The organism is Gemmata algarum (assembly GCF_034097035.1).
Classification (GTDB): Bacteria; Planctomycetota; Planctomycetia; order Gemmatales; family Gemmataceae; genus Gemmata; species Gemmata algarum.
This window is the reverse complement of sequence record NZ_JAXBLV010000034.1, coordinates 21,076-33,158: the sequence shown is the minus strand read 5'-3', so window position 1 is coordinate 33,158 and position 12,083 is coordinate 21,076. Positions and strand designations below refer to the sequence as shown.

Genomic DNA, 12,083 nt, shown 5'->3' with positions numbered 1-12,083 from the left:
GCCCGAGCGTGCCACCGCCCCTGCCGCCGCGGTAACCGGATACGTGGCCCCGCTCCCGGGCGGTCGCGGCTCATCAACAAAAGCGGCCGTATTACCGGATACGTGTATGAGAAAAGGTGCGATCATTCGCCTTGGGGCGTTTTGTCGAGGCTGCGCCAGAGGTACCAGAGGGCAACGCTGCGGTACGGTTGCCACGGCTTCGCCACCCGGGTGAGCTTGGCCGGGTCCGGGAGCGTGCGGAGCCGGAATAGGTTTTTCACAGCCACCCTGATCCCGTAGTCCCCCACCGACAGCACGTCCGGGCGCCCCAAACCGAACAATAGGTACATGTCCACGGTCCAAGGGCCGATGCCCTTGATGACCGTGAGCCGCTCGCGGATCGTGTCGTCGTCCAGGCCGGCGATGCTCGGCAGCAGGTCCGGGTTGGCCCGCGCGTGCTCGACGACCGCCCGGAGCGTTCGCTGCTTCGGACCGGACACCCCGCACGCCTTGAACTCCGCTTCCGACAGCGCGGCGAGCTTGTCCATCGGCATGATGCCCTCGCGCTGCCACATCGCCAGCGACGTGCCATCGGCCGGATGTGGCCCCTCCGGCGGCGGGTTCACCGCCCGCGCGAGCCGGTTGTAAATCGACTCCGCCGCCTTCGTCGAGATCTGCTGACCGATCACGCACCGCACCAGCAGCGTGAACGGGTCCTCGCCGCGCGGCATCAGCAGACACGGCCCGACGCGGCCGATCAGCCCGTTCATGACCGGGCAGGCGGCCGACAGGTGCTCCCGGGCCTGTTGGTAGAATGGTGTGGACATGCGGCCAGTATAACAGCGTGCGCCGCGAGATGCGAGCCAAAGTGTCCCGATCGCGTTCGGCGACCGGGCGCTTGAGCTCTGCGACCTCGGATGCGATCCGGTTGGTTGTGCTTGTTTCTTGTGGCACAGACAGTCCTCACGCGGGCGGCAATTGAGGGTGAGGTGCAACGGGTGGCGTGGGGAGCGGGGCGCCGATGGGCACTTGCGGGCGGTTCGCTACCTCTCGAACTACCCGTTCGCTACCAATCCGCTGCCGGTCCGCTGCCGGTTCGCTGCCAGCGGATAATCAACACAAGCGGCAAAGTCGCTCCTGCTTGTGCGACCTTCTCACGCCGCACAGACAGGAATGTCTGTGCCACAAGAAACAAGAGTCAAGCGAGTGGTGTTTGAGTGTGAAGTGCAACGGGTGAGCGTGGGAACGGGGCGCCGACGGGGCAATCGCGGGCCGTTCGCTACCTCTCGGACTACCCGCTCGCTACCAGTCCGCGGCCGGTCCGATGCCAGCGAATAATCCGCACAACCCGCAGGGGCGGCTCGGGTATCCGACACGGCCTGAGTTGCAGCACGCGGGGATGAGGTGTAACGGGGGTTACAGCGCGGCCGTCTGGTCTCACTGCCGCGGCACTCCGCAGCCCGGAGAATCGGCTACTTCGCTACTCGGCGCGGGCCGTCGTAACAGACCGAGCGGTGCCGCTCGATCACGAACTCCCAGTCCAGGCGGTGCGGCGGGTCGAGGTAGTTGCGCCACGCCGCTGCCATCTGCCGGGCAGCCTCGTCGAACGGCACCCCGCCGAAGCCGGTGCCCATCGCGGGGAACGCCACGGTTTCGATCCGGTGCCCGTTCGCGTTGTTGTACGCCTGCACCGCCAGCAGCGCCGCCCAGGTGGCGCAGTAGACCTTGTCGGTGCCGTCGATGTTGCCGGGCACCCGCATCGTCGGCGCGTGGACCAGAAAGGGGAGTGACGCATGGCCCGTTTCCAGCACGAACGCGGTGCCGATCGGCTGTTCGCCGAAGTAGTCGTTCAGGATGCGGTGCTGCACCCGGGCCATCAGCTCTTCGCCGAAGAACCGCACCACCGCGGCGTCGATGCCCGCGGTCATGATGCCGAAGGCGTTGCCGGCGGTCACGAAGCAGTCGTGCGGCCCCAGATCCTCGAACCGCCCCTGAACGACCCGCACGTTGCGCAGGCCGTCGAAGCGGCGCGCGAAGGCGTCGCACATCGCGCGCTCGGGGTGAACCAGCCAGATGGTGTCGATCATATCGGCGCCCGCGCCCGCCGCGACCGCGGCCGGGTCCGGTCAGCGTCAGCCGACACGCGGGCGGTTGTTCGTCGGGGGCTTTTTCGTCAACTTGCGGACGAGCGCGAACAGCGCGACAAGCCCCACCACCCCGAAATAGACCCACACCGCTCCGAGCGTGAACGGGACTTCCGGGGGCGGATCGGTCGCGGGCGCGTCGCTCGCGGCGGGCAACAGCTCTTCGGGGTTCGTCGGGCCTTTTTCCTTCGCGGCCTTCACCACCGCTTCCCGGTGCGCCATCAGCACTTTGCGGTTGCTGTACGCCAGCGAGGAGACGCACTCGTTCATGATCCGCTCGGCCGCCGCGAACTCGCCCCGCGCCGCGTACACCTCCGCGAGCAGCCAGTAGAGCCGGGTGTCGTGCGGGAACCACAGCACCAGTTGCTGCACCGTCGCCAGCGCGTCCGGCGGGAGCTTCGCCCGCTCCGCGGGCACCAGGGCGCCGTCGGCCACCTGGGCGAAATTGACGGGGAAGATGGCGTCCGGCAGCTCGTTCTCCGGCGTGGGCCGGCTGCGGGCTTCTTCCATGCGCAGGCGGAACAGTTTCAGCAGCACCCCGTTGTTAAGCTTCAGTTGCCACGCGAGCTGTTGCGCGGTCAGCCCCGGGAGGCTCTTGGGCGGGGTCTCCTCGTTCGCGATCGTGAGCAGGTTGTACGCCCGCGCCCAGTCCAGCACCTTCGGGTCGCTCGGGCTGGGCTGGGCCGCCGCAATGTGGGCCAGGGTGACGTTACCCAGATAGCCCTGTCGCTGCCGCCCCACCAGAGTGCCGTCGGCGTCGTCGGCCTTACGGAAGCGGAGCAGATCGACGGCCAGCGCCACGTTCTCTTCCTGCGTCCGCTGCGGGACCTTGAGGCGCCGGTCGATGCGGTCCTTGAGCACCCCGCGGTCGCTCCGCACCATCTTCTGCGGGTCGTTGGGGTTAGGGCGTTCGAGGGGCCAGTCCGGGTTCCCGGCGTTCATCAGCACGAGCCGGCGGCGGGCGAACTCACTAAACGGCAGCGGTTCGGGCACGCCCTGGGCGCTCACCGGAACCGCCATCGGTTCGTCCGGGTGGTGCAGCGCCGCACGCGCCGCGGGGCGGGTGAGCAGGGACGCCAATACGACCAGAACAGCGACCCCGCCGTAGCGCCTCACAGTGACACCCTCTGGCACACCGAACAGCGACACACCTGACACATTTGAGGTGCGCGGCGAAAATTTTTTACGACTACTTCGATTGTAATCACGTCAGGCGGGAGTCACGTCCGTGTGCGGGGCAATTTCGTTCCCGTTTGCGGGAACTCTTGCGCCCGGCTCCAGCACGGATACGATTTCTGTAGTACAGTCAACGCCACCGGTCGTATTGATCCAGACGGACCAGAGCGTCCAGGCGATCCCCCAGGGAACGCCCCACGGGCCGAGCGCGAGTGCGAGCAGGCTGAACCACAGGCCCCGCAGGTACCGGACCTGCCAGGAGCCGGTGAGATAGACCGGTGACTGCCGGCGCACTGTGACGAACAGCAACGAGAAACAATACTCGAACCGAACACAGCGCGCCCCGGCCGCGATCCGGGTGCGCAGTTCTTCGGCGAACAGGGGACGGGTGCCGCGCAGTTTGAGGAGATCCGAAGAAGAAGGGACATTCCGGACTGCGGTTTGCATTGCGTCAACTACTCTCAGAAAAGAAGCCCCTGGCGTGCTTTTGCGACCAAAGTGCGGGCACTTCTGCCCGACGCATGAGCAAGCCTGAGACCATAACAAAGACCATGAGCACAATTCCCATGCCGCTACTGGACCTGGTGACCCAGCGCGTGACCGATCGTACCGGCCGCCGGGTGCGGAACCTGGAAGTCGAGATCGCCACCGGCGGCGAGCGCGTGGTGATCCGCGGGCGTGCCAACTCGTACCACGTCAAGCAGCTCGCCCAGGAGGGCGTGTTCGAGGCGCTGCCGAACGTCCGGCTCGAGAACGCGATCGTCGTCGAGTAAGCCGCACGCTCCGCACAACCGGCACAAGCGGCAGATCGGGAGGCACGCTCCGCGTCTGCCGCCGGTTGGGTGTCAGCTCTTCTGCGCTTCGAAGTTGCACGTCACGGTCGTGGAGATGCCGCCGCGCGGGGTCCACACCGACACCACCTTGCACCGCACCGGGTTGCACGCCGCCACGAAGTCGTCCAGCAGCCGGTTCGTCACCTGCTCGTAGAAGATCCCCTGGTTACGGAACCGCTGGAGGTACAGCTTCAGCGACTTCAGCTCCACGCACGTCTCGGCCGGCGTGTAGGTGAACGTGATGGTGCCGAAGTCGGGCTGGCCGGTTTTCGGGCACACGCTGGTAAATTCCGGGCACACGATCTCGACCGCGAACTCGCGCCCGGGGCGGGGGTTCGGGAACGTCTCCAGTTGCTCGACGGACGGCGTTTCGGTCAGTTCCATGCTGCACATCTCGTGGGGTTGCACAGTATGTTGATAGCTGAACGTGCTGACGTCTTGTAGGGCGCGCCGCGCAAAGCGCGGCCGCCGCCGTCCGGAACCATCTCATGTCAAAAGCGGTTGTGCTCCTGAGCGGCGGGCTGGACAGCACCACGGCCCTCGCGGTCGCGCGGGGGCAGGGGTTCGAGTGTTACGCGCTGTCCGTGGATTACGGGCAGCGGCACCGCGTCGAGTTGGAGCGCGCCGCCGTGGTCGCGAAGGCGCTGGGGGTGATCGAGCACCGGACCGTGAAACTGGACCTGCGGGAGATCGGCGGGTCGGCGCTGACGAGCGACCTCGCGGTCCCGAAGGACCGCTCCGACGGCGAAATGGGGCACGGGGTGCCGGTCACGTACGTCCCGGCGCGCAACACGATCCTGCTCGGGGTCGCGCTCGGGTTCGCGGAGGTGGTGGGCGCGTTCGACATTTTCATCGGCGCCAACGTTCTCGATTACAGCGGCTACCCCGACTGCCGCCCGGAGTTCCTGAGCGCCTTCGAGGCGCTCGCGAACCTCGCCACGAAGGCCGGCACCGAAGGCGCGGGGCGGTTCCGGGTTCACTCGCCGCTGCTGAAGTTGACGAAGGCGGAGATCATCCGCGAGGGGGTGAAGCTCGGGGTCGATTACGCGCTAACGCTGAGCTGCTACGACCCCGACGCCGCGGGCCGCGCGTGCGGCCACTGCGACTCGTGCCTGCTCCGCAAGAAGGGCTTCGCCGAGGCGGGCGTCCCGGACCCGACGCCCTACGCGGTCGGCGGGTGAACGAGAACCGGAGGGGCGGGGGACGAATGCCCGGCGTGTGATTCGGGGGAGCGAAAGGCGTCCGTACTACGAGTGTCGCCCACTCACTCCCCGCTCCCGCCCGGACCTTTGCCGAACTTCTCCTTGAGCCCTTTGAGCTTCTCGGGGTCCAGTTTGCTCTTGTCGAACTTGTCGCCGAACTTCTCTTTGAACTGCTTCACCTTCTCGGGGTCCAGCTTGCTCTTGTCGAAGCCGCCCTTCGCGAGCTTCTCCTTGAGCGCTTTGAGCTTTTCGGGGTCCAGTTTGCTCTTGTCGAGCTTCCCGGTTCCCTTTTTCGGGCCAGCCGGCGGGGTGTCGGCCGGCACCTCACGCGGGGGCGGAGCCACATCGACGCCGCGGGCGTCGTAGCTCACCACGCCGGTCAGCACGAGCAGAGCGGCGGCGAACAACTTGCGGAACATTGCGGGCACCTCGTTGGCGGGCACGGAACCGAGCCGATACCCTATCAACACGCGAGTGTCGCACCGGTTACACGCGCCCGATGGACCAATTCCGAGAACCGCAAGAGATGATCGATCTGTCCGTTTCGCTGGGCCGGCTCGCGCTGCGCAACCCCCTGCTGGTGGCCAGCGGCACCTTCGGCTACGCGAAGGAGATGGCCCCGTTCGTGGACTTCGCGAAGTTGGGGGGCGTGATCCCGAAGACCGTCACGCACGCGCCGCGGGCCGGGAACCGGCCGCCGCGCACGGTGGAAACCGCCTCCGGGATGCTCAACGCGATCGGGCTCGACAACGACGGCCTCGAGCACTTCCTCACCCACCACCTCCCGTACCTCAGAACGCTGCCCACGGCGATCGTCGGGAACATCGCGGGCAAGAGCGAGGACGAGTTCGTCGCGATGGCGGCCCGGGTGCATCAGAGCCGGGACGGGTTGGCGGCGCTGGAACTGAACCTGTCGTGCCCGAACGTGGCCGGCGGCACCGACTTCGCCACCGACCCCGAGCTGACGAAGCGCATCATCCGGCGGTGCCGCGACGCCTGCCCGGACCTGCCGCTCATCGCCAAGCTCACGCCGAACGTGACCGACATCACCCTGATCGCCCGGGCCGCGGCCGACGGCGGCGCCGACGCCGTGAGCGCGGTGAACACGTTCGTCGGGATGGCGGTCGACTGGCGGCGCCGGAAGCCGATCCTGGGGAACGTGACCGGCGGGCTGAGCGGGCCGGCGATCAAGCCCCTGGCACTGCGCGCGGTCTGGCGGATCGGGCAACTGAAGGCGGTGCCGGTGATCGCGGTGGGCGGGATCGCGTCGCTCGACGACGTGATGGACTTCCTGGTGGTCGGCGCGAGCGCGGTTCAGATCGGCACCGCGAACTTTTACGACCCGACCGCCAGCGTGCGGATTGTAGACGCGCTCCCGGGAGCGATCGCATCACTCGGCGCGACCGCGGCCCGGCAGGTGGTCGGCACGCTGAACGTGTGACGCCCCGAGCACGGCCGTAACGAGGCGGGGCTTGAGGGAGGGGCCATTCGCCCTTCCCTCAAGCTCCGGGTTCGTCGCGGCTGGCGCTCAGACGGTGGGTTCGGAGATGTTGCGCGCGTAGCGGGCCAGCAGCATCTGCACGGCCTGAATCGTTTGCCATTCGGCGAACCCGATGCGGATCTCGGTGCCGTCCTCGTTCGCGTCGATGTTCTCGACGGCGGTGGTCAACCCTTTGTGGAGGTAGTCGAGGATCTCGGCGAGTCGGGCCGCCTGGGCGGGTGTGAGTTTCTGCGGCAGGGGCGGCACGTCGTCGTCGAACGCGGTCCAGTTGGGGTTGGCCGCCGCGGGCGGCGCCGGGGCCACCGTGCGCTGGCTGTCGGCGACCGAAACGCGACCGGACGCGGCAGCCAGTTCGTCGGCGCGGATCGTCTGCACCTGCCCGCCGGCGTTGGTGATCGGGGCCGCGGCGGCCTTGCGGCGGGCGTCGATCTCCTCCATCGTGCCGAACAGCAGCATGCTGCGGCCGATCGACACCTGATCGCCCGCACGCAGCCGGCGGATCTGGATCGCGGTGCCGTTCACGCGGGTGCCGTTGGTGCTGTCGAGGTCGGTGAGGATGATGTCGGCGTCTTCGACCTGAACCTTGGCGTGAAACCGGCTGACGCGCTCGTCGTTGAGCCGCAGCCCGTTCCCCTCTTCCCGGCCGATCGTGACGGGGATGGGCAGGTCCTTGTAGACCCGGCCCTTATCAACCCCTTCGAGGACCAGGAAGGTAACGGTGCGCATGGATGGGTCCTGTACGGATGCCTGGCCCGGTCAGTGCGGGCGGCCCGGTGAGAGTGGTATAGCACAACCAATTCGGTCGGGCGCAAAAACCGACGACGGGGAACGCGTCACTGCCGCCCATTGTCCGCGTTTCAGGCAGGCGTGTCAATTTCTACCCCCAGGCGGCAAGACAATTACGAAGTCCGGAATGGCGATTAATGTGTTGACGGGTCGTGAGTTACTTACCCCGGAAGGGCACCGACTACACCCGCCCATCCGGTTCGTTGTTGGCAACATTTCAAGAGCTCACGGACCCGCGACACCGCCACGGCGGTGGTCACTCGTTTCCGGGGCTGTTGGCACCCTCTTTCTTGGGCGACACGTGTCGCTGTGCATTGCTGATCGCCCCAATAGGCCTGCCGGCACGTGCCGGCAGGCGAGCCATCAGCGGCGCGAGAAAATGCGGTACGGTCGGTCGAAGAAGCTGATGCGGCGCGGGGGGCTTTGGGTCGGGAGCGTCAGGTCCGGCGTGCCGGGAACGTACCCGACAACTGTGGGCACCGGGGGCTGGCCGTCGGCAACCGGGATCGGGTCGATTCGGTACGCGCCGCCGGGGCCGGGCCACGCGCTCGGCGGCTGCGGCCGGTCCTGCCCGCGCAGGGCCGTGCCCGGGATCGGCGTCCACAGTTGCGGCGGCCCCCACCCGCGCCCGGCCAGGGGCGGGTGCCGGTCGATGTACGGGTTCCGGGACCGGTCGTAGAACAGGTCCTGCGAATAGGTCGCACCGGGGCGCGTGGTCTCCGCGTCAATCAGCCCCGCGTACACCAGTGCCTCCAGCACGATCTGCACGCACACGTACTTCTGCCCCGGGCCGACCGGCTTTCCCGCAAACCGGGTGACCAGCGGGTTCCGCGCCCGGAACAGCGTGAGCTGCATCCCGAACTTCCGCAGGTCGTACTTGCCGCCCTCGGCCGCCAGCGCGAACTCGGTCAGCTTGCGGTCCTGCTCCGCCGTCAGCGGCTCCTGGCGCGGGCGCACCCAGATGTGCCCGGAGTACAAGTTGAGGCGGTAGTCCAGCGGGGTGATCCGCGTCCACGGCGTGAAGCTGAACCCCGATTCCAGCACCCCAAGGCGGCCGTCCGGCATGGTAATGACCACCGCCGAGTGCCCCGGCCGGCCGCTCCGGGCGATCACGTACAGGGCGGTGAACAGCGGATCGGGGTCGCTCAGCAGGAGCACGTCGCCCGCCCGCGGCGCGTACTTCAGGGCGTCGCCACGGGGCACCGCGCGAAGGTCAACAGCGGGCTGGTACAGGTACCCGTGTGGGGCCTCCGCCGGGACGTAAACGGGCGGGTACGCCTTCGGCCCGAGCGGATCAGACTTGGGACCGCCGAGCACGTCGCCGCACGGGGCGAAGGGCAGCGCGAGGGCGAGCACCGGAACGAGATACCAGCTCTTCATGTTCGCACCGGACCGGGACGAAGGGCGGGCCGCGGGACGGTGCGGTCGGCCGCAGGTGTACTCACAGGAGCAACGTTCGCAACGGGGCACTCGGTCCGCTCGTCGGCACCTGTTGTGGCGGCCGTCTTTGTGGCACCGACATTTCTGTCTGTGCGGTGTGAGAAGGCGGCACAGGCAGGAACGTCGGTGCCACAAAAAGCACTCACACTCGAACGACGTGCAACGCTCAGGCAGCGCGGCTCCGCTCCGTTCAACCTACCCCTTGTCCACTCGCGGTAAACTGCGGCACCGGCACGGGGGCCTTCCGCCCGCAAACTTTGCCCGGATTACCCCGAACAACCGGCGTCATTCCACCCGATCCGATCGACAACGCAAAACCGGAGCGAAACGTCCGCGCCCACCACCTCCATACTGTCCCAGGCCGCCGTGCGCAACTTGGTTGCGCGCGGCGATACTGGAGACAACGTAACTCACCTCAAGTTCATTTGATGTGGAGGCGGGTTCAGCGAACGATCTTCACTGTGCCCAAGGGTCGGGGGAGTGGCTAACACGGTGGCCCACGGCAGTCGAAAGGGTGCCCACCTTGACGGCTCTGGCGTTGATGCCCCCGACCGGCGGCGTCCTCGCCTTGTCGCTCGGAACAGTCCCGCCCACAACCACGGCTGGGAGAGGCGGCGTTTCAGCCTTCCCAGCCCGCGAAAGCTAATTCTCATACGTCCAGGTTCCGTCTTCTAGCTTCATCCAAGAACGTTCGCCGTCCGCGGCCTTCACGATGACCCGGTCGTTACCATTCCAGTGGGCACAATTGAAGGGGTCCGAAATTACAAAATCGGTCTGAAAATCTCCGCCGACGGAGTAACTTCTGCGGCCCTGCACTTTCCCAAACCAGATCCTCAGCTTCTTTGTTTCTCCGGATTCCCAACTCGTACTCGCGACCCATTTGCCGTCGGGGCTGAACACCATGCCGGGTGTTGATTCTCTCCACGTGTTGTCCGGCTGTCGCTCCAGCATGTAAGCTCCAATGTCGCCGCTTGCCATTTGCAGTGTGTGGTTATCTTTCCACTCCACCACCCACCACTGAAACGGGCTGGCACCCGTTTCCCAGCGGTACAGTATCGGACCGTCCTTGCTTTTGATGGTCACGGCCAGTTCGCCGGTGGTGTCGGGCACGGCTTCCAGCAACCCGTCGGGCGAGACGACCGGTGTCGAGGATACTCGTCCGCACCCGCCGACGGAACACACGATGAGGAGGGTCGAAAGGAGCTTGCAACGAACCATGTTGAAATTAGCCTCGCATCGGCTCATGCAAAACCACGGCACCGAAGGGTTCGCTCGCTGGGCGGCCAGTTGCGCCCGGTGCGGCGGAGATTCGGCCACTCGGATGTCAGTTCAATCGGGCGGCGTAGGCGAACCCGAACGGCCCGTTGAACAACTGAGGGATTGCCCCCAGCGTGCTGAGGTCGAGCAGCTTCTTGCCCTTCTCCGGCTCCAGGTACTTCGCATCGATCCCCTTCGACCGCAGGCGCTTCTCGTTCAACAGGTCCGCCGGCGGGTCGTCGAGCAGGGCCTTCACGTTCAGCCCCTGTTCGACCGGGTGCTCACGGAAGACGAACGAGATCAGGAACCCCGGCACCAGCCGCTCGCCCTTCAACAGCTCTTCCCCTTGCGCCATCATCGCCAGCCACACGTCGATCCGCTCGTCCGTCATCGGCAGGCCCAACTGATCGGTTTGTTTGGGGTGCGGGAGCCACTCGTAGTCGTCGTCGGTTTCCGCTCGGATGTGCTTCCACGTCTCGCGGTTCAGCTCGCACACCGCCACCAGGTGGAGCCGCGCCCGCCGCAGCCGGGGCGGGTCCACGACCTTGAGGCCGCCGAGCCAGTCCGGGTCGGGCTCGCGGGCCGAAGGGGCCACCTTCGGGAAGATGTCCCGCACCCGCTCCTCGAACCCGGCCTCCTCGTCTATCGACCGGTACCCTTCCACCATCGCCGAGAGCAAATGGCAGTACGAGCGCAGCCACGCCACGTCCCCGCGGTCGAAGTGGACGCGGAACTCGGGGTTGTCCGTCTGGAACCCGAACCGCCCGCCGTTCAGCGTGTTGAGCAGGTCGATCAGGGTCGTGTGGCTCTCGCCGGTGCCGGCGAAGTCGAAGGCGACGTTGGCCAGCCGCAGCCGCAGCTTCACCTTGTCGTCGGTGATGCCGGCGAGTGTGCGCTCGGCCCGCTGGAGGTCCGCGGCGAAGGCGTCGAGGATGCGCCCGAGTGCCCGGTAGCTGATGACTGCCGGCGCGTCGTTCTTCGGCACCGGGAGCCGCAGAAACGGCTGCGTCGCCTTCTCGGACACGCACCCGTACTCGTACAGAGCCCGGCCGAGGTTCTCCACGGCCCGCGCGAACTGGATCATCCCCAGGCCGAACCGGGTCGTGTCGTCCTTCGGGGCGGCGTCGAGGACCACCAACAGGGCCGCTTCCCCCTCCGCGAACCGGCCGTCGTGCAAGAACTTCTCGGCCAGCGGCGATTCGGTGCCGCGGGCGGGGGCCGCGACGATGCAGACGGCGAGTGCGGTCAGGAGCCGAGTCATGGGCACACTCCTTTTGAACCGGCGGACGTGCGGGGCGAAACGGTCGGGAGCGTTTTGAGACTTGAGGGCGGTCGGAGGCGCGACAGCATCCGCCGCGGTACAGTCCGGGATCGGGCACCCGACCGTCGATTCAACGCCGCCAGTTGGGCTCGATACTACTCCTTCCCGAGCACCAAGTCCACGACCCAGCACCCGCGCACGTGCGGCCCCGGCCCTTGGCAGTGCGAACGGATGTCATCGGAGTCGCACCCGGCGTCTTGGAGCGCATCGGCGAGAATCGGCATCGCGCTGAAGTCACGCGATTCGTACATCTGAGCCGCGAGCGCAACTACGGTGTCGGTGCGCCACTCCGGGGAGAACATAACGGCTCGAAATTGGGGACCGGCCATATCAAGTAGGATGAGGCGGTCTCGTTCCCAGAAACTGTCTTGGCCTCGCATCGCCTCGTCATACGCTCGCTTTCAGAGCCACCGCTTTGCCAGGACCGTCTCGGGCGACGATTCG

At 66.9% G+C, this 12,083-nt stretch carries 13 protein-coding genes and 1 pseudogene; 3 read left to right on the top strand and 11 right to left on the bottom strand.

Going from position 1 to position 12,083, the window contains the following annotated elements; all coding sequences use genetic code 11:
• Nucleotides 1–122 precede the first annotated feature (122 nt).
• The 4 genes from R5W23_RS05055 to R5W23_RS05040 form a co-directional block, all read right to left on the bottom strand.
• Nucleotides 123–806 (bottom strand): DNA-3-methyladenine glycosylase family protein, encoded by a 684-nt coding sequence (locus tag R5W23_RS05055; RefSeq protein ID WP_320685387.1) that lies wholly within the window; start codon nt 804–806, stop codon nt 123–125.
• A gap of 645 nt (nt 807–1,451) precedes the next feature.
• Nucleotides 1,452–2,066 carry a macro domain-containing protein gene (locus tag R5W23_RS05050; RefSeq protein ID WP_320685386.1) on the bottom strand — a complete coding sequence of 205 codons (615 nt, stop codon included), beginning with the start codon at nt 2,064–2,066 and terminating at the stop codon, nt 1,452–1,454.
• A gap of 45 nt (nt 2,067–2,111) precedes the next feature.
• Nucleotides 2,112–3,239, bottom strand: coding sequence for a tetratricopeptide repeat protein (locus R5W23_RS05045; RefSeq protein WP_320685385.1), 1,128 nt, complete (start codon nt 3,237–3,239; stop codon nt 2,112–2,114).
• A 93-nt stretch (nt 3,240–3,332) separates the two neighbouring features.
• Nucleotides 3,333–3,746 (bottom strand): hypothetical protein, encoded by a 414-nt coding sequence (locus R5W23_RS05040; RefSeq protein ID WP_320685384.1) that lies wholly within the window; start codon nt 3,744–3,746, stop codon nt 3,333–3,335.
• Nucleotides 3,747–3,850: 104 nt separating this feature from the next.
• Between R5W23_RS05040 and R5W23_RS05035 the strand changes: the two genes are divergently transcribed.
• Nucleotides 3,851–4,072, top strand: coding sequence for a hypothetical protein (locus R5W23_RS05035; RefSeq protein WP_261188249.1), 222 nt, complete (start codon nt 3,851–3,853; stop codon nt 4,070–4,072).
• Nucleotides 4,073–4,144: 72 nt separating this feature from the next.
• Here the strand turns inward: R5W23_RS05035 and queF are convergent, their stop codons facing one another.
• Entirely contained in the window at nt 4,145–4,510 is a 366-nt protein-coding gene (gene queF / locus R5W23_RS05030; RefSeq protein ID WP_029601099.1) for a preQ(1) synthase, read from the bottom strand.
• A 98-nt stretch (nt 4,511–4,608) separates the two neighbouring features.
• Here queF and queC point away from each other — a divergent pair.
• Nucleotides 4,609–5,313: pseudogene (queC, locus tag R5W23_RS05025) on the top strand (7-cyano-7-deazaguanine synthase QueC); the annotation flags it as partial.
• 83 nt (nt 5,314–5,396) lie between these two features.
• Here the strand turns inward: queC and R5W23_RS05020 are convergent.
• Nucleotides 5,397–5,753 (bottom strand): hypothetical protein, encoded by a 357-nt coding sequence (locus R5W23_RS05020; RefSeq protein ID WP_320685383.1) that lies wholly within the window; start codon nt 5,751–5,753, stop codon nt 5,397–5,399.
• Nucleotides 5,754–5,860: 107 nt separating this feature from the next.
• On the opposite strand from R5W23_RS05020, the gene R5W23_RS05015 reads away from it, so the two are divergent.
• Complete coding sequence (locus R5W23_RS05015; RefSeq protein ID WP_320685382.1) at nt 5,861–6,775, top strand: dihydroorotate dehydrogenase; 915 nt, start codon at nt 5,861–5,863, stop codon at nt 6,773–6,775.
• 87 nt (nt 6,776–6,862) lie between these two features.
• Here the strand turns inward: R5W23_RS05015 and R5W23_RS05010 are convergent, their stop codons facing one another.
• From R5W23_RS05010 to R5W23_RS04990, 5 genes are all read right to left on the bottom strand, one after another.
• Nucleotides 6,863–7,561, bottom strand: coding sequence for an FHA domain-containing protein (locus tag R5W23_RS05010; protein WP_261188246.1), 699 nt, complete (start codon nt 7,559–7,561; stop codon nt 6,863–6,865).
• Nucleotides 7,562–7,984: 423 nt separating this feature from the next.
• Nucleotides 7,985–9,001, bottom strand: a complete 1,017-nt coding sequence (locus R5W23_RS05005; RefSeq protein ID WP_320685381.1) for a hypothetical protein — start codon at nt 8,999–9,001, stop codon at nt 7,985–7,987.
• Between the two features lie 702 nt (nt 9,002–9,703).
• Complete coding sequence (locus R5W23_RS05000) at nt 9,704–10,306, bottom strand: hypothetical protein (protein WP_320685380.1); 603 nt, start codon at nt 10,304–10,306, stop codon at nt 9,704–9,706.
• 79 nt (nt 10,307–10,385) lie between these two features.
• Complete coding sequence (locus R5W23_RS04995; RefSeq protein WP_320685379.1) at nt 10,386–11,579, bottom strand: hypothetical protein; 1,194 nt, start codon at nt 11,577–11,579, stop codon at nt 10,386–10,388.
• A gap of 155 nt (nt 11,580–11,734) precedes the next feature.
• The gene (locus tag R5W23_RS04990) at nt 11,735–11,941 is read right to left on the bottom strand and encodes a hypothetical protein (RefSeq protein ID WP_320685378.1); all 207 of its coding nucleotides are present in this window, start codon (nt 11,939–11,941) and stop codon (nt 11,735–11,737) included.
• Between the last annotated feature and the right edge of the window lie 142 nt (nt 11,942–12,083).

Bases quoted from the DNA above. Each gene is read 5' to 3' on its own strand.
- R5W23_RS05055 (WP_320685387.1), bottom strand. From the start codon at position 806: ATGTCCACACCATTCTACCAACAGGCCCGGGAGCACCTGTCGGCCGCC.
- R5W23_RS05015 (WP_320685382.1), top strand. From the start codon at position 5,861: ATGATCGATCTGTCCGTTTCGCTGGGCCGGCTCGCGCTGCGCAACCCC.
- R5W23_RS05040 (WP_320685384.1), bottom strand. From the start codon at position 3,746: ATGCAAACCGCAGTCCGGAATGTCCCTTCTTCTTCGGATCTCCTCAAA.
- R5W23_RS05000 (WP_320685380.1), bottom strand. From the start codon at position 10,306: ATGAGCCGATGCGAGGCTAATTTCAACATGGTTCGTTGCAAGCTCCTT.
- R5W23_RS05050 (WP_320685386.1), bottom strand. From the start codon at position 2,066: ATGATCGACACCATCTGGCTGGTTCACCCCGAGCGCGCGATGTGCGAC.
- R5W23_RS05035 (WP_261188249.1), top strand. From the start codon at position 3,851: ATGAGCACAATTCCCATGCCGCTACTGGACCTGGTGACCCAGCGCGTG.
- R5W23_RS04995 (WP_320685379.1), bottom strand. From the start codon at position 11,579: ATGACTCGGCTCCTGACCGCACTCGCCGTCTGCATCGTCGCGGCCCCC.
- R5W23_RS04990 (WP_320685378.1), bottom strand. From the start codon at position 11,941: ATGTTCTCCCCGGAGTGGCGCACCGACACCGTAGTTGCGCTCGCGGCT.
- R5W23_RS05010 (WP_261188246.1), bottom strand. From the start codon at position 7,561: ATGCGCACCGTTACCTTCCTGGTCCTCGAAGGGGTTGATAAGGGCCGG.
- R5W23_RS05005 (WP_320685381.1), bottom strand. From the start codon at position 9,001: ATGAAGAGCTGGTATCTCGTTCCGGTGCTCGCCCTCGCGCTGCCCTTC.
- R5W23_RS05020 (WP_320685383.1), bottom strand. From the start codon at position 5,753: ATGTTCCGCAAGTTGTTCGCCGCCGCTCTGCTCGTGCTGACCGGCGTG.